Here is a 16066-nt window from a genome sequence, read left to right as displayed (position 1 = left end):
ATCCGCCGCCCGTACGTCGACCCTCCCGGAGCGCTGAGCGTGGATCAGCTGGCCCTGTTGTTCGTGCTGTTGCTCGGGGCCCTGGTGAGTGTCCCGGTCGGGGATCGCTTCGGGCTTCCGGCGCCGGTGCTGATGACTCTGCTGGGGATCGTCCTCGCCGTACTCGACTTCGTGCCGAACGTCGACGTCCCGCCCGATCTGATCCTGCCCCTGCTGCTCCCGCCGCTGCTGTACGCGGCGGTGCGGCGGACGTCCTGGCGGCAGTTCGCGGCCAACCTGCGGCCGATCTTCCTGCTGGCCGTGGCGCTGGTGTTCGTCACCACCGTGTGCGTGGCCGCCGTCGCGCACGCGATCGTGCCGGGGCTGCCCGTCGCCGCCGCCGTGGCGCTCGGCGCTCTGGTCGCCCCGCCGGACCCGGTCGCGGCGACCGCGGTCGCGGGCCAGCTCGGGCTGCCGCGTCGCCTGGTGTCCATCCTGGAGGGCGAGGGGCTGTTCAACGACGTCACGGCGATCGTGCTCTACCACGTGGCGATCGCCGCCGCCGTCAGCGGCGAGTTCCATCCGGGGCGGGCCGCCCTCGACCTGGTGCTCTCCGGCGTGGTGGCGGTGGCGATCGGGGTCGCGCTCGGCTGGGGCGCCAACAAGCTGCTCGATCTGCTCGACGACCCGACCCTGCAGATCGGGCTGACGCTCCTGGTGCCGTACGCCTCGTATGTGCTCGCGGAGGAGCTGCACGGGTCCGGCGTGCTCGCCGTGCTGATGACCGCGCTGTTCCTCGCCGAGTACGCCAACGACGCCGACGACGTGATGACGCGGCTGGCCGGGCACACCTTCTGGAACGTGGTCGACACGCTCGTCACGGGCGTCGCGTTCGGGCTGATCGGCCTCGAACTGCACAACGCGATCCGGACGGCGGCCGGGCGGTGGGGCGAGATGCTCGGCTGGGCGGGGGTGATCGTGGCCGTGGTGGTCGTCGTACGGCTGGTGTACCTGCTGCCGGCGACCTGGCTCACCAAGCGGCTGCACGCCAGACGGGACCACGACGAGGACATCCCGATGACCTGGCGGGAGACCGTCGTGATGTGGTGGTCGGGGATGCGGGGCGTGGCCTCGGTGGCGCTGGCGCTGGCGATTCCGCTCAGGACCGACGAGGGGTCGGTCTTCCCGGACCGGGACGAGATCGTGTTCATCGCCTTCGGGGTGATCATGGGCACGCTGGTGCTGCAGGGGCTCACTCTGCCGTGGCTGGTGAAGCGGCTCGGGGTGCGGGCCGACACCGAGCGGGAGAAGGACTTCGAGAAGGCGCTCGCCGTCCGGGCGGCCCGGGCGGCCAAGCAGCGGCTGAGGGAGATCGAGGAGGGCGAGGAGCTGCCGGAGGAGCTGTCCGAGCAGATGCTGCGGCGGGCCTTCGACATCGGGGTGCGGATCAGCCCGGACATGGGCGACGAGGAGCGGCGGGAGGCGCATGAGCACCGGGCGCGCCGGCTGAAGCGGGTGCGGCGGATCCAGGGCGAGATGCTGAGCGCCGCGCGGCACGAGGTGCTGGCGGCGCGCAGCGAGCCCGGAGCGGACCCGGAGATCGTGGACCGGGTGCTGCGCCATCTCGACGTGCGCAGTCTGCGGTGACCCTCCGGCTGCGATGACTTGCCGGGTCCTTTCGCGTTCGGCGGGTCTCGGTGCGTAGGGTCGGATCATGACTCGTAATGTCGTAATCAGCGGTGGCGGTACGGGTATTGGACTCGCGGCGGCGCAGGTGTTCGCGGCGGACGGAGACCGTGTCCTGTTGCTAGGGCGGCGCGCGGAGGTGCTCGACAAGGCCGCGGTGCCCGGGGCGTCGACGTACGCGGCCGATCTGAGCGATCCGGCAGCGGTACGGGGGGTCGCCGACCACGTGGCGCGGGAGTTCGGGACCGTGGACGTGCTGATCCACTCTGCCGGAGGCACCGGGCAGCTGGAGCCCGCGTCGGACAGCGCCGATCCGCTCGACCGGGTCGCGCACGACTGGACCGTCAACTTCCGGATCAACACCCTGACCGCCGCGCTGCTCACGGAGGCCCTCAAGGACCGGCTGGCCACGCCGGGCGGACGGGTGCTGTTCGTCAGCTCCATCGCCGCCTACCGGGGGTCCGGCAGCGGGGCGTACGCGGGAGCCAAGGCCGCGTTGCACCCGTACGCCCATGACCTCGCCCGCGAGCTCGGACCGCGCGGGATCACCGCGAACGTCGTCGCGCCCGGGTACGTCGAGGACACCGAGTTCTTCGGGCCGCGGATCGACCCCGGGCGGCGCGAGCGGCTTGTCGGGGACACCCTGAACAAGCGCGCCGGCACCCCCGGCGACGTGGCTGCGACCCTGCACTGGCTCGCCTCGCCGGTCGCGGGGCATGTCACCTCGCAGGTCGTCCAGGTCAACGGGGGTGCGGAGCGCGGCCACTGAGACCTCGTACGGTCTCGGCGCGGGCCTCAGCCGCGGCCGGTCCGGGGCGGCTCGTGCGCGCGGCGGGCCGCGCCGTCCGGGAAGCCGTCGGGCGAGCGCCGGTCCGCGAGCAGAGCCGCGTCCGCCGTGTTGACCCGGGGCAGGGCGTACGGGTGCCGCTCGCACAGCCAGCGCACCATCTGCTCGCGCACCGTGACCCGCACCGTCCAGATGTCGTCCGCGTCCTTGGCCGTCACCAGGGCCCGCACCTGCATGGTGTTCGGGGTGGTGTCGGTGACGGCCAGGCCGTAGTCGCGGCCGTCCCAGGCCGGGCACTCGCGCAGGATGTCGCGGAGCTTCTCGCGCATCTGCTCCACCGGCGCCGAGTGGTCGAGGTGCCAGTAGACGATGCCGGTCATCTGCGGGGTGCCGCGCGACCAGTTCTCGAACGGCTTGGATGTGAAGTACGACACCGGCATGGTGATCCGGCGCTCGTCCCACGTCCGGACGGTCAGGAACGTCAGCGTGATCTCCTCGACCGTGCCCCACTCGCCGTCCACCACGACCGTGTCGCCCAGGCGCACCATGTCGCCGAAGGCGATCTGCAGCCCCGCGAACATGTTGCTGAGCGTGGACTGGGCGGCGACACCGGCGACGATGCCGAGGATGCCGGCCGAGGCCAGCAGCGAGGCGCCGGCCGCGCGCATCGCCGGGAACGTCAGCAGCATCGCGGCCACCGCCACCACACCGACGATCGCCGTCACCACGCGCATGATCAGCGACACCTGGGTGCGCACCCGGCGGACCCGGGCGGCGTCGTGGTGGGCGCGCGCGTAGCGGGTGTACGTCGAGTCGACGACGGCGGCCGCGATCCGCACCACCAGCCAGGCCGTGGACCCGATCAGTACCAGCGTCAGCAGCTGGCCGACGCCGACCCTGTGCTCCTCGGTCAGCTGCGCCTGGTCGTAGGACCCTCTCAGTATCGCCGCGCACAGCACGAGCTGGTAGGGCACGCGGGCGCGGCGCAGCAGGCCCCACAGGGGCGTCTCGCGGTGCCGTTGGTCGACCTTGAGCAGCAGTAGATCGGTGGCCCAGCCGATGAGCAGTGTGATCACGGCCGAGCCGCCGATCACGATCAGCGGGCGGAGTATGTTCTCCATGCCTGCGAACGTAACCGGCCCGAGGGGCTCATGAACATGTGACTTCGGGCGCGCAAGGGGTACGGGCGCCGGACGGCGTTGTCAGTACCGGCTGGCACCATGACCTCATGAACATCATGCTCTTTCACTCGACCTACGGCCTCAGGCCCGCGGTGCGCGAGGCCGCGGACCGGCTGCGCGGCGCCGGGCACGAGGTCTGGGCACCGGACCTCTTCGACGGGCGTACGTTCGAGACGGTCGAGGAGGGCATGGCCTTCAAGGACGAGACCGGCAAGGACGAACTGCTCAAGAGAGCCGTCCTGGCCGCCGCCCCGTACTCGGAGCGGGGCCTTGTGTACGCCGGGTTCTCGCTCGGTGCCTCCATCGCGCAGACCCTCGCACTCGGCGACGAGAAGGCCCGCGGGCTGCTGCTCCTGCACGGCACCTCGGACATCGCGTCGAACGCCTCGGTGGACGACCTGCCGGTCCAGCTGCACGTCGCCGAACCGGACCCGTTCGAGACGGACGACTGGCTGACCGCCTGGTATCTGCAGATGGGCAGGGCGGGCGCCGACGTCGAGGTGTACAGATACGCGGGCGCCGGCCACCTCTACACCGACCCAAAGCTGCCGGACTACGACGAGGAGGCGGCCGAGGCCACCTGGCGGGTGGCACTCGGCTTCCTCGAAACGCTCTAGACCGGGTCGTACGTCCGCTCGACCTTCTGCGTGCCGGTGCGTGTGCGGTACGAACGGGCCCAGGAGGACGTCGCGTCGGCCTTCGTGCGGTCGGACAGGACGTAGTAGTCCATCTGCGCGCGGTCGGCGGTGATGTCCAGGACGCCGTAGCCGTGGCGGTCGGTGTCGACCCAGTGGACGTGCCGGTTGGCGGCGCGGATGATCGGCGAGGCGATCGCGGAGACCGTGCCCTCGGGGACCTTCACGATGTCGTCGAGGTTGTCGGAGGTCACCGAGGTGACCACGAACTCCGTGGCGGCGGAGGCCGACAGCGGGTACGTACCGGCGTCCACGGGCACGTCGTTGGCCCAGGCCATGTGGATATCGCCGGTGAGGAAGACGGTGTTGCGGATCGCGTTGGACTGCAGGTGGGCCAGTACCTCGCGGCGGTCGTCGGTGTAGCCGTCCCACTGGTCGGTGTTGGCGGCGATCCCCTCCTGCGGCAGCCCGAGCAGCTTGGCCAGCGGCTTCAGCAGGTCGGCGGAGAGCGAGCCGAAGGAGAACGGCGAGATCATCACCGAGTTGCCGACCAGCCGCCAGGTGGTGTCGGAGGCCTTCAACCCGGCCTTCAGCCAGTCGAGTTGGGCACGCCCGGTGATCGTACGGTCCGGGTCGTCGACCGAACCGCTCGCTGTGGACGCCTGCTGGGAGCGGAAGGAGCGCAGGTCCAGCAGCGACAGATCGGCGAGCTTGCCGAAGCGCAGTCGGCGGTAGGTGGTGCCCGCGATCGCCGGGCGGACCGGCATCCACTCGAAGTAGGCCTGCTTGGCGGCCGCCTTGCGGTCGGTCCAGGTGCCCTCGGCGCCCTCGGTGTGGTTGACCGCGCCGCCGGACCAGGCGTTGTCGGCGAACTCGTGGTCGTCCCAGATCGCGACGACCGGCGCCTTGTGGTGCAGGGCCTGCAGATCCGGGTCGGTCTTGTACTCGCCGTGCCGGGTGCGGTAGTCGGTGAGCGTGATGATCTCGTTGGCCGGCGCGTGCGGGCGGACGACCGTGCCGCGGGCCGCGTACTCACCGGACTTGTACTCGTAGATGTAGTCGCCGAGATGCAGCCAGGCGTCCAGGTCGCCACGGGCCGCGAGATGGCGGTACGAGGCGAAGTAGCCGCCCTCCCAGTTGGCGCAGGAGACCACGCCGAAGCGCAGACCGGACACGGCCGCGTCCGCCGCCGGCGCGGTGCGGGTGCGCGCCACCGGGGAGTTCACGCCGCCGGAGGTGAAGCGGAAGTAGTAGTCCGAGGCCGGCTGGAGGCCGCGTATGTCGGCCTTCACGGTGTGGTCCGAGGCGGCCGTGGCGGTGGTGGAGCCCTTGGCGACGACCTGGGTCAGCGCCTTGTCCGTGGCGACGACCCAGCTCACCTCGGTGTCCGGGCCGAGCCCCGAACCCGGTCCGGCCTCGGCTGTCGGCGTCACCCGGGTCCACAGCAGGATGCCGTCGGGCAGCGGGTCGCCGGACGCGACGCCGTGCAGGAACTGAGGGGTCTCGGCGGCGGCGCGGGCCGGGAGGGCGGCGGCGAGCGGGCCGGCCAGGACAGCGGTCGCCGCCGCGGCCTTGACGACCGTACGGCGGCGCGGGGAGAGGGAGTTGATGCCCTCGGGCGATGTGGATGCTCTGTATCGACTGGTCACGGCGCATCAGGTTACTGATCGGTACGTCATGCGCGCGAGTGAACTCCCAAATGTGCCCTATTGTTTGGTTTGGGGTTCCCGGGAATTCCAGGTCGACATCGAACTTGCGTAAGGTACCGTCCCTGACGATCAATGGCGCACTGACCAGCGCCATGAGAGTTCAGCCTTGATGTTGGCCGAAAACTGAAGGGGAGGGGCTCGCGGCGGGGCGGTCGTCGCCGCGATAGCTATCGGTACGTCGCCGGCATTCGCGAGTTGAACCCGCCGGGGATCACGGCCTGGCGGGGGCCTGTCGCCGGGAGGGCGGACGGGCGTGGCGGGACCGGGATCCAGTCGGCCCTGCCGGCTTCAGCCTTTCCGCGCCCCGCCGTCGGTCCTCCCTTTGAAGCGGAACGTGAAATGCGTCACGGTTCGCATTCGCCGTTCGCTGCCGCCCCCATCACAACAAAACGCCCCCTCGGACCCATTACAGGAATTCCGAGGGGGCGTTTCAAGCAATTGCGGAACCGGCCGGATGTCAGCCGATTCGGACGCCGGTCAGCAGTGCTTCACCGTGCCCGACTTGAGAGCCAGGTGTCCGTTGTAGATCCATCCCTCGTTCACGCGGGTCCACTGGTTGCCGTAGCTGTTGATGGTGTAGCACCAGGCGTTCAGGTCGTGGCCCGGCGCCATGCTCCTCAACGCCGTGCACTCCGACGCGGGCTCGCTGTACGCCGTCGCGCCGCCCACGACCACGACAACCCCGTTGGATATGTTGCTCGCCGACACGTGATCGCAGGCTGCGGCAGCCGCCGTGCCCGCGGTCGCCACGTTCACCGCGATGCCGCTCATGGCCAGCGCAGTCGCCCCCAGTACCCCCGCCAGCTTCTTGCGGAATCCCATGTGCATCCTCGTTTTCTTACCAAGGTCATCTTGCGGACCTTGATTCAACCGGCTGCCGATGGAGCCCACCACAGGGTTTTCAGAAAACATCTGGCCGAATTATTCCCCGGTGGGAGCGCGATTGCCGCGCCGCGATTCCCGCCGGGACGCGAATTCGTCGTCCCGGGGCGGACGGCCCGGGACGGCCAGAGCCCCGGAATGCGGCCGTTGCGGAAGAGGTCGACGAAGATCTGGTGGTCGGCGCGGGCGTGGGCGCCGCAGGAGTGGGCGAACTCCACCAGCCCCGCGGCGAAGCCGTCCTCGTCGCGGGTGATGGCGGCGTCGATGGCGCCCCACATGAGAAGACCTCTTATGACGGGTCGGTCACCACGACAGACCAGGCCAAGGGAGGTTACGCGCATTTTGTTGCGAACGGTGACAAGCTCGCCGTCTGTGATCGCAACGGGGATGTAATGCGTGCAGTGGCGCGAATCGGCTCGCCCCCTGGATAGCGGATACATCGAGTGACGACGGGTGTGTTTCGTCAAGGACTACGACCCCAGGGAGAAGGAGAACCGCAATCTCAAGGTGGAGGCGTGTCTGCAGGACGGGGCCCACGGGACTCATAAGTGCTGCAACCACACCTGGGGCCGAGGCGTAATCGCCTGACTTTTGAGTCGTAAGTCGAATGGGAAGTGTCTCGGGCTTGAATCCGGCCCGTGACACTTCCCACTTCGTGAGGCTGCGGAACTAAGAGTTGAGAGCCTTATTCATTGCGGTATTGAAGTCGGTTACCGACATGGGGGCATTCTTGCCGTCGCTGCCGGTGACAGTCTTGCCGTCCATACGTAGCGTCGGGGTCCCCTGGAAACCGTACTTCTTTCCGTCGGTGTTGAACTTGTCGCTCATCACGAGGGCCCACTTGTCGTAGGTCCCCTTCTTCACGGCATTCTGGAACGCCTTGTTGTTCTTGAGGGCGCTCACCGTGTTCGCCACCTTGATCAGGTAGTCGTCGCTCTTGAACTTGTCGTCCTGCTCATCCGGATGGTATTTCGTCGAGTAGAGAGCGGTCTTGTATTCGAGGAACGCCTCGGGGCTGACGTTCAGGGCCGCGCCCAGTGCACTCAGCGCGTTCTTGGAGCCCTCGCCCGGGATGTTGTTGTCGATGAACGTGGCGCCGACGTACTGAATTTTGAACTTGCCGGCATCGAAATCCTTCTTGACCGTCGAGCCGACCGTCTGCTCGAACTGGGCGCAGACCGGGCAGCGCGGGTCCTCGTACATCACGAGGGTCTTTTTGGCGGTGCTCTTTCCGATGACGACGGTCGTACCGTCCGTCCCCGTGCTGTTGGCCGGCTTGACCAGCTTCTCCTTTTTCACCGCATCCCAGCCGCTGGGCTTGTTGGCCTGGACGACGGCGTAGCCTATGCCGCCGGCCGCCGCCAGCACGGCGACGACCGAACAGGCCACGATGATCTGCCGCTTGGCCTTGGCCCGCTTGGCCTGACGCTCGCGCTCCTGACGCAGCCGCTCTCGGGCCGCCGTCTTCGAGGTCTGGCTGTTCCGCTTGCTCATGTTGGTGTTCTCCATGTGGGACGCGCACTTGTCGTACGCGGGATACGTGTGGGGGAGTGATCGTGCTCGGAGGTGTCGCTCAGACCAGGGCGACCGAGCACGGCGGTCCACGCCGTCCCAGGGAGTGCACGAAAAGCCGGTCGCGGACGACGGCGGCGGTCCGGCCGGGGCGCAGGACGCGCCGTACGGTCGCGGGCGCCCGCACAGCCACCGCGGCGGCCGCCAGCTGCAGGGGTCGGACCGCTGTCCAAGCTGTCGCGCCGACCGCCTGCAGCAGCTGGGCCAGGGCGCGCTCACCGCGGCGCAGCCAGGCGGCGGCGAGCAGGCCGACTCCGACGTGCGCGCCGAGCAGCAGCCACGCGGCGGCCGGGTCCGCGTGCGCGAGCAGCGCCGCGAGCCGGTCGCCGCCGGTGCGGGTCACCCGCGTCAGCGGAGTGCCGACCTGTGTGCTGCTCCCGCACAGCAGGTCCCAGCCGACGGAACGCAGGGCGCCCGCCACCGGGCCGCCCGCCCGGCCGTAACAGACGTGCTGTCCGGTGGTGAAGACCGTGTCGGCGGCCAGCTCCAGCGGGATCAGCAGGGCGGCGATCGGTCCGTAGCCGCGCTCGCGGCCGGCCAGTGCGTACGCGACCGCGAACACGGCGACGGCTACCGCGGCCACCGTGTTCAGCGGCAGCGGGACTTGCGACAGCAACACGTGCGACGCGGTGCTGAGGGTCACGACGAGTGCCGTGAACAGCGCCGCGCGAAGCGCTCTGAGTCGGGTCCCGGATATGTCCATAGCGAGGGAGAGTCTGTCACGAGCCCTGCTAAGGGAACCCTAAAAGGTCCCTGTGAGATCTCCGACCGTCACAGACCCGGAATCCGGCCGTTGCGGAACAGGTCCACGAAGATCTGGTGGTCGGCTCGCGCGCGCGTGCCGTAGCTGTGCGCGAAGTCGGTCAGCAGGCCCGCGAAGCCGTCCTCGTCGGCGGCGATCGCCGCGTCGATGGCCCGCTCGGTGGAGAAGGGCACGAGGGACTCGCCGGACTGGTCGTCCGCCGCCGCGTGCATGGTGGCCGTGGCCCGGCCGAGGTCGGCGACGACGGCCGCGATCTCCTCCGGGTCGTCGATGTCGCCCCAGTCCAGGTCGACCGCGTACGGCGAGACCTCGGCGACCAGCTGCCCCGCGCCGTCCAGCTCGGTCCAGCCCAGCCACGGGTCGGCGTGGGCCTGCAGGGCGCGCTGCGAGATCACCGTGCGGTGGCCCTCGTGCTGGAAGTAGTCCCGGATCGCCGGGTCGGTGACGTGCCGGGAGACGGCAGGCGTCTGGGCCTGCTTGATGTAGATCACCACATCGTTCTCCAGGGCGTCGCTGTGGCCCTCGAGGAGGATGTTGTACGACGGGAGGCCCGCCGAGCCGATGCCGATGCCGCGCCGCCCGACGACGTCCTTCACGCGGTACGAGTCGGGGCGGTCCAGCGAGGCGTCCGGCAGCGTCTCCAGGTAGCCGTCGAAGGCCGCCAGGACCTTGTAGCGGGTCGCCGCGTCCAGCTCGATGGAGCCGCCGCCGGGGGCGAACCGGCGCTCGAAGTCGCGGATCTCCGTCATCGAGTCCAGCAGCTCGAAGCGGGTCAGGGAGCGGGCGTCGCGCAGGGCGTCCAGCAGCGGGCCCTGGGCGGTGTCCAGGGTGAACGGCGGCACCTCGTCGCTCTTGGCGCCGGTCGCCAGGGCGTGGATGCGCTCGCGGTACGCGCCCGCGTACACCTCGACCAGCTCGGTGATCTGGTCGTCGCCGAGCGCCTTCGCGTAACCGACGAGGGCGATGGAGGCGGAGAAGCGCTTGAGGTCCCAGGTGAAGGGGCCGACGTACGCCTCGTCGAAGTCGTTGACGTTGAAGACCAGGCGGCCGTTGGAGTCCATGTACGTGCCGAAGTTCTCCGCGTGCAGGTCGCCGTGGATCCACACGCGCGAGGTGCGCTCGTCCAGGTACGGTCCGCCCCGCTTCGAACCGAACTGGGAATTCGCGGTGAGGTCGTGGTAGAAGAGGCACGCCGTGCCCCGGTAGAACGCGAACGCGGAGGCCGCCATCTTGCGGAACTTCACGCGGAACGCGGCAGGGTCGGCGGCCAGGAGCCGGCCGAAGGCGGTGTCGAACACGGTGAGGATCTCCTCGCCGCGCTGCTCGTCGTTGAGCTCGGGTACCGACATCGCGGGGTGCCTCCTGGTGCCTGGATGTGTACGACGGCGTTTCTCTAGTTTCCAACGGGTGAGGGTGCGCGGAAGTGCCCGCGATCCTCGCAGTGAAGGTACGCGGGGGAGCCCCCGGAGTGTCAGTGCCGAGGCATAGACTTCGACGCTGTCCCCCAGACTGGCCGCCCGCCTGTCGCCGAGTGTTTTCCATGGAGGCCACGCCGTGTCAAAGCCGCCGTTCACGCACCTGCACGTCCACACCCAGTACTCGCTGCTGGACGGTGCCGCGCGGCTGAAGGACATGTTCGACGCGTGCAACGAGATGGGCATGACCCACATCGCCATGTCCGACCACGGCAACCTCCACGGTGCGTACGATTTCTTCCACTCCGCGAAGAAGGCCGGAGTCACCCCCATCATCGGGATCGAGGCGTATGTCGCCCCCGAGTCGCGGCGCAACAAGCGCAAGATCCAGTGGGGCCAGCCGCACCAGAAGCGCGACGACGTCTCCGGTTCCGGTGGCTACACACACAAGACGATCTGGGCGGCGAACGCGACCGGTCTGCACAACCTCTTCCGGCTCTCCTCGGACGCGTACGCCGAGGGCTGGCTGCAGAAGTGGCCCCGTATGGACAAGGAGACCATCTCCCAGTGGTCCGAGGGCCTGATCGCCTCCACCGGCTGCCCCTCCGGCGAGGTACAGACCCGGCTGCGCCTCGGTCAGGAGGAGGAGGCCCTGAGGGCGGCCGCCGACTACCAGGACATCTTCGGCAAGGACCGCTACTTCCTGGAGCTGATGGACCACGGCATCGACATCGAGCACCGGGTCCGTGACGGTCTCCTGACGATCGGCAAGAAGCTCGGCATCCCGCCCCTGGTCACCAACGACTCGCACTACACGTACGCGCACGAGGCGACCGCGCACGACGCCCTGCTGTGCATCCAGACCGGCAAGAACCTCTCCGACCCGGACCGCTTCCGCTTCGACGGCACCGGCTACTACCTGAAGTCCACGGACGAGATGTACGCCATCGACTCCTCGGACGCCTGGCAGGAAGGCTGCCGCAACACCCTCCTGGTGGCCGAACAGGTCGACACCGCCGGGATGTTCGAGGCCAAGAACCTCATGCCGAAGTTCGACATCCCCGAGGGCTTCACCGAGGTCACCTGGTTCCAGGAGGAGGTCCGCCGCGGCATGGAGCGCCGCTTCCCCGGCGGCATCCCCGAGGACCGTCAGAAGCAGGCCGAGTACGAGATGGACGTCATCATCCAGATGGGGTTCCCGGGCTACTTCCTCGTGGTCGCCGACTTCATCATGTGGGCCAAGAAGCAGGGCATCGCCGTCGGTCCCGGCCGTGGCTCCGCGGCCGGTTCGATCGTCGCGTACGCCATGGGCATCACCGACCTCGACCCGATCCCGCACGGTCTGATCTTCGAGCGGTTCCTCAACCCCGAGCGCGTCTCCATGCCCGACGTCGACATCGACTTCGACGAGCGCAGGCGCGTCGAGGTCATCAGGTACGTGACGGAGAAGTACGGCGCCGACAAGGTCGCCATGATCGGCACCTACGGCAAGATCAAGGCGAAGAACGCCATCAAGGACTCCGCGCGCGTGCTGGGCTACCCGTACGCGATGGGGGACCGCCTCACCAAGGCGATGCCCGCCGACGTCCTCGGCAAGGGCATCGACCTCAGCGGCATCACCGACCCCGCGCACCCGCGCTACAGCGAGGCCGGCGAGATCCGGGCGATGTACGAGAACGAGCCGGACGTCAAGAAGGTCATCGACACCGCCAAGGGCGTCGAGGGCCTGGTCCGGCAGATGGGCGTGCACGCCGCCGGCGTCATCATGTCCAGCGAGCCCATCGTCGACCACGCCCCGGTCTGGGTGCGCCACACGGACGGCGTGACCATCACGCAGTGGGACTACCCCCAGTGCGAGTCGCTCGGCCTGCTGAAGATGGACTTCCTCGGCCTGCGCAACCTGACGATCATGGACGACGCCGTCAAGATGGTGAAGTCCAACAAGGGCATCGACCTCGACCTGCTGGCCCTCCCGCTCGACGATCCGACGACCTTCGAACTGCTCCAGCGCGGCGAGACCCTGGGCGTCTTCCAGTTCGACGGCGGCCCCATGCGCTCGCTGCTGCGCCTGATGAAGCCCGACAACTTCGAAGACATCTCCGCCGTCTCCGCGCTCTACCGTCCGGGCCCGATGGGCATGGACTCGCACACCAACTACGCGCTGCGCAAGAACAAGCTCCAGGAGATCACCCCGATCCACAAGGAGCTGGAGGAGCCCCTCGAAGAGGTCCTCGCGGTCACCTACGGCCTGATCGTCTACCAGGAGCAGGTGCAGAAGGCCGCCCAGATCATCGCCGGCTACTCGCTCGGCGAGGCCGACATCCTGCGCCGCGTGATGGGCAAGAAGAAGCCCGACGAACTGGCCAAGAACTTCGTCCTCTTCCAGGCCGGCGCCCAGAAGAAGGGCTTCAGCGACGAGGCGATCCAGGCCCTGTGGGACGTGCTGGTCCCCTTCGCCGGCTACGCGTTCAACAAGGCGCACTCGGCCGCGTACGGCCTGGTCTCGTACTGGACGGCGTACCTCAAGGCCAACTACCCGGCCGAGTACATGGCCGCCCTGCTGACGTCCGTCAAGGACGACAAGGACAAGTCGGCGATCTACCTCAACGAGTGCCGCCGCATGGGCATCAAGGTGCTCCCGCCGAACGTCAACGAGTCGGTGCACAACTTCGCCGCGCAGGGTGACGACGTGATCCTCTTCGGCCTGGAGGCCGTACGCAACGTCGGCACGAACGTGGTCGAGTCGATCATCAAGAGCCGCAAGGCCAAGGGGAAGTACGCCTCCTTCCCCGACTACCTCGACAAGGTCGAGGCGGTCGCCTGCAACAAGCGCACCACGGAGTCGCTGATCAAGGCCGGCGCCTTCGACACCATGGGCCACACCCGCAAGGGCCTCACCGCGCACTTCGAGCCGATGATCGACAACGTGGTCGCGGTCAAGCGCAAGGAGGCCGAGGGCCAGTTCGACCTCTTCGGCGGGATGGGCGAGGAGGAGAGCGGCGAGCCCGGCTTCGGACTCGACGTCGAGTTCACCACCGACGAGTGGGAGAAGGCCTATCTGCTCGCCCAGGAGCGGGAGATGCTCGGTCTGTACGTCTCCGACCACCCGCTCTTCGGGCTGGAGCACGTACTGTCCGACAAGGCCGACGCGGGCATCTCCCAACTCACCGGAGGCGAGCACGCGGACGGCGCGGTCGTCACCATCGGCGGCATCATCTCGGGCCTGCAGCGCAAGATGACCAAGCAGGGCAACGCCTGGGCGATCGCCACGGTCGAGGACCTCGCCGGCTCCATCGAGTGCATGTTCTTCCCGGCGACCTACCAGCTGGTGTCGACCCAACTCGTCGAGGACGCGGTCGTGTTCGTCAAGGGCCGCCTCGACAAGCGCGAGGACGTGCCGCGGCTGGTGGCGATGGAACTCCAGGTGCCGGACCTGTCGAACGCGGGCACCAACGCGCCCGTGATCCTCACCATCCCGGCCACCCGGGTCACCCCGCCGATGGTCAGCCGTCTCGGTGAGATCCTCAGCCACCACCGGGGCGACAGCGAGGTCCGGATCAAGCTGCAGGGCCCGACCAGGACGACCGTTCTGCGCCTCGACCGCCACCGGGTCAAGCCCGACCCGGCGTTGTTCGGCGACCTGAAGGTGCTGCTCGGCCCCTCCTGCCTGGCCGGCTGAGGGCGGGCACACGGACATGCGCGAGGGGCGCACCCTGCACGGGGTGCGCCCCTCGGGCTGTGCCTGGGTCTCAACAACCCTTTATGCAGATGTCAGTTGTGACCGAAGCTCTTCTGCCGGCCCTTGCGTGGCATGTCGCCCGGGGTGATCTGCGTGGCACGCTGCTCGGCCTGTGCCTCCATCGAGGACTCCTGGGCCTGCTGCTGTCCGCGCTCGGACTGCGGCTGCTTACGGTTCTGCTTCTTGTTCTTGGCCATGGTTCTGCCTCCTGTGGGGGATCTAGGGGCCAGGGCCGGGACCAGATTCACATAGGCTGACAACGAGCGCATTTCGGATAATTACCGTCTGTGACAGGGCTTGTCGGAGCGCGAGGATGCGAGGTCCGCCCCGAAACGCCACGCCGAAGATCGAGTTCGGGCCGTTAACCCCCGCGCAGTCGGGCAGACTCGAAGCAAGCCCGAAGCAAACCTCCCGGAAAGAGGGTGGAACGCGTGGACCGCTGCATCGTCCTGGTGGACGCCGGGTATCTGCTGGGGGCCGCCGCCAGTCTCCTCGCCGGTGAGCCGTCACGCTCCCGCATCACCGTCGATCACACCGCCCTCATCCAGGCCCTGCGTGAACGCGCCGAGTCCGAGACCGAGCGGCCGCTGCTGCGCATCTACTGGTTCGACGGCGCCCCCGACCGCGTCCCGCAGCCCGAGCACCGCCGGCTGCGCGTGATGCCCCGGGTCACCGTCCGGCTCGGCGCCCTGACCCGCAGCGACGGACGCTGGGCCCAGAAGGGCGTCGACGCCGCCATGCACGCCGAGCTGACCGAGCTGGCCCGCAACCGCGCCTGCTCCGACATCGTCCTCGTCACCGGCGATGGTGATCTGCTGCCGGGCATGATGGCCGCCAAGGAGCACGGCGTCGCCGTACACCTGTGGGCCGTTCAGGCGGCCGACGGTGACTACAACCAGTCCGAGGACCTGGTCGCCGAGGCGGACGAGCGGCGCGTCCTGGACCGTACGTGGATCACCAAGGCCGTACGCGCCAAGGACCTCGGCGGAATCTGCGCGCCGTCGCCGGTCCCCCGGCCCGAGATCGCCGCGATCCTCTCCGCGCCGCTGCCCGAGTCCTCGCTCGCCCAGGGGCCCGAGCGGACTGCCGAGGAGGTCGAGCACGCCCCGGCCGCGGCCTCGGAGAACGGCACACAGGAGCGGGTGCCCGCGCCCAAGGGAGGAGTGCCCACCCCCAAGGACCTGGCCGCGCTGCGTGCCCCCGGAGTGCAGCCCGCTCAGCATCCCGCCAACGCGACCCTGCGCTGGTCCTCCGACAAGGGCTGGGTCGACCGGCCCGTCGCGGAGGCGCCCGAAGCCGCCTCGATGCCGACGCTGGCGCAGCTGACCACGGCCGAGCAGCGGTGGGCCGACCGGGAGGAGGACATCACCACGGTCGGCGGAGACCCGTTCGAGGTCGGGCAGGTGTTCGCACGGCGGTGGATGGAGCGGCTGGGCGACCAGAGCCATCTGCAGAAGCTGTCCGGGATGTACCCGCGGGTCCCGCACCGCGTCGACGGGGAGCTGCTGCGCTACGCCGCCCGCTTCGGGCTGCTCGCCCACAAGGACGACCAGATCGACGAGCACGACCGGTACGCGATCCGGGCCGGGTTCTGGCGGGAGATCGACGTACGGACGGCCGCGGAGCACGCGCCTGCCGGGGAGTAGTTCCCTTCCGGTGGGTGTGCCGTCATGGGGCGACCCGAGAGCGGCCGGACGCCGCGGACCCCGTACCCTCGT

At 68.9% G+C, this 16066-nt stretch carries 12 protein-coding genes and 1 pseudogene; 5 read left to right on the top strand and 8 right to left on the bottom strand.

Translation table 11 applies throughout. The features are described from left to right. Window positions 1-39: 39 nt before the first annotated feature. Both OOK07_RS10935 and OOK07_RS10930 read left to right on the top strand, forming a co-directional pair. On the top strand, window positions 40-1626 hold the full coding sequence (locus tag OOK07_RS10935) for a Na+/H+ antiporter (RefSeq protein ID WP_266796145.1): 1587 nt from the start codon (window positions 40-42) through the stop codon (window positions 1624-1626). A gap of 67 nt (window positions 1627-1693) precedes the next feature. After that, the gene (locus OOK07_RS10930) at window positions 1694-2434 is read left to right on the top strand and encodes an SDR family NAD(P)-dependent oxidoreductase (protein WP_266679196.1); all 741 of its coding nucleotides are present in this window, start codon (window positions 1694-1696) and stop codon (window positions 2432-2434) included. Between the two features lie 26 nt (window positions 2435-2460). Here OOK07_RS10930 and OOK07_RS10925 read toward each other — a convergent pair whose 3' ends face one another. Then, entirely contained in the window at window positions 2461-3573 is a 1113-nt protein-coding gene (locus OOK07_RS10925) for a mechanosensitive ion channel family protein (RefSeq protein ID WP_266796144.1), read from the bottom strand. 107 nt (window positions 3574-3680) lie between these two features. Between OOK07_RS10925 and OOK07_RS10920 the strand changes: the two genes are divergently transcribed. Beyond that, a complete protein-coding gene (locus OOK07_RS10920; protein WP_266679192.1) occupies window positions 3681-4250 on the top strand; it encodes a dienelactone hydrolase family protein in 570 nt (189 codons plus the stop codon). On the opposite strand, the gene OOK07_RS10915 is transcribed toward OOK07_RS10920, so the two are convergent. The 6 genes and pseudogenes from OOK07_RS10915 to OOK07_RS10890 all read right to left on the bottom strand — a co-directional run bounded on the left by OOK07_RS10915 (window position 4247) and on the right by OOK07_RS10890 (window position 10543). Beyond that, window positions 4247-5917, bottom strand: a complete 1671-nt coding sequence (locus OOK07_RS10915; RefSeq protein WP_266796143.1) for an alkaline phosphatase D family protein — start codon at window positions 5915-5917, stop codon at window positions 4247-4249. The two genes, OOK07_RS10920 and OOK07_RS10915, sit on opposite strands and share 4 nt — an antisense overlap. Before the next feature lie 537 nt (window positions 5918-6454). Next, window positions 6455-6799, bottom strand: coding sequence for a hypothetical protein (locus OOK07_RS10910; RefSeq protein ID WP_266679188.1), 345 nt, complete (start codon window positions 6797-6799; stop codon window positions 6455-6457). A 188-nt stretch (window positions 6800-6987) separates the two neighbouring features. Beyond that, window positions 6988-7128 (bottom strand): annotated as a pseudogene (locus tag OOK07_RS10905) (DUF2252 domain-containing protein); the annotation flags it as partial. Window positions 7129-7528: 400 nt separating this feature from the next. Next, a complete protein-coding gene (locus tag OOK07_RS10900; protein WP_266796141.1) occupies window positions 7529-8353 on the bottom strand; it encodes a thioredoxin domain-containing protein in 825 nt (274 codons plus the stop codon). 79 nt (window positions 8354-8432) lie between these two features. Beyond that, window positions 8433-9134 (bottom strand): hypothetical protein, encoded by a 702-nt coding sequence (locus OOK07_RS10895; protein ID WP_266796140.1) that lies wholly within the window; start codon window positions 9132-9134, stop codon window positions 8433-8435. Between the two features lie 68 nt (window positions 9135-9202). After that, complete coding sequence (locus OOK07_RS10890) at window positions 9203-10543, bottom strand: DUF2252 domain-containing protein (RefSeq protein ID WP_266679182.1); 1341 nt, start codon at window positions 10541-10543, stop codon at window positions 9203-9205. A gap of 205 nt (window positions 10544-10748) precedes the next feature. Between OOK07_RS10890 and dnaE the strand changes: the two genes are divergently transcribed. Beyond that, window positions 10749-14288 (top strand): DNA polymerase III subunit alpha, encoded by a 3540-nt coding sequence (gene dnaE, locus OOK07_RS10885; protein ID WP_266796138.1) that lies wholly within the window; start codon window positions 10749-10751, stop codon window positions 14286-14288. Between the two features lie 92 nt (window positions 14289-14380). Here dnaE and OOK07_RS10880 read toward each other — a convergent pair whose 3' ends face one another. Beyond that, window positions 14381-14545: a hypothetical protein gene (locus OOK07_RS10880; RefSeq protein ID WP_266679178.1), complete on the bottom strand. Its 165-nt coding sequence runs from the start codon at window positions 14543-14545 to the stop codon at window positions 14381-14383. Between the two features lie 234 nt (window positions 14546-14779). Between OOK07_RS10880 and OOK07_RS10875 the strand changes: the two genes are divergently transcribed. Then, window positions 14780-15994 (top strand): NYN domain-containing protein, encoded by a 1215-nt coding sequence (locus OOK07_RS10875; RefSeq protein ID WP_266679176.1) that lies wholly within the window; start codon window positions 14780-14782, stop codon window positions 15992-15994. The last annotated feature ends 72 nt before the right edge of the window (window positions 15995-16066 follow it).

The sequence above is a fragment of the Streptomyces sp. NBC_00078 genome (assembly GCF_026343335.1).
Classification (GTDB): Bacteria; Actinomycetota; Actinomycetes; order Streptomycetales; family Streptomycetaceae; genus Streptomyces.
Note: the sequence above shows the minus strand (reverse complement) of the source record. Positions and strands in the feature narration are given on the sequence as shown.

Bases quoted from the DNA above. Each gene is read 5' to 3' on its own strand.
- OOK07_RS10900 (WP_266796141.1), bottom strand. From the start codon at position 8,353: ATGAGCAAGCGGAACAGCCAGACCTCGAAGACGGCGGCCCGAGAGCGG.
- OOK07_RS10930 (WP_266679196.1), top strand. From the start codon at position 1,694: ATGACTCGTAATGTCGTAATCAGCGGTGGCGGTACGGGTATTGGACTC.
- OOK07_RS10890 (WP_266679182.1), bottom strand. From the start codon at position 10,543: ATGTCGGTACCCGAGCTCAACGACGAGCAGCGCGGCGAGGAGATCCTC.
- OOK07_RS10920 (WP_266679192.1), top strand. From the start codon at position 3,681: ATGAACATCATGCTCTTTCACTCGACCTACGGCCTCAGGCCCGCGGTG.
- OOK07_RS10880 (WP_266679178.1), bottom strand. From the start codon at position 14,545: ATGGCCAAGAACAAGAAGCAGAACCGTAAGCAGCCGCAGTCCGAGCGC.
- OOK07_RS10925 (WP_266796144.1), bottom strand. From the start codon at position 3,573: ATGGAGAACATACTCCGCCCGCTGATCGTGATCGGCGGCTCGGCCGTG.
- OOK07_RS10910 (WP_266679188.1), bottom strand. From the start codon at position 6,799: ATGGGATTCCGCAAGAAGCTGGCGGGGGTACTGGGGGCGACTGCGCTG.
- OOK07_RS10895 (WP_266796140.1), bottom strand. From the start codon at position 9,134: ATGGACATATCCGGGACCCGACTCAGAGCGCTTCGCGCGGCGCTGTTC.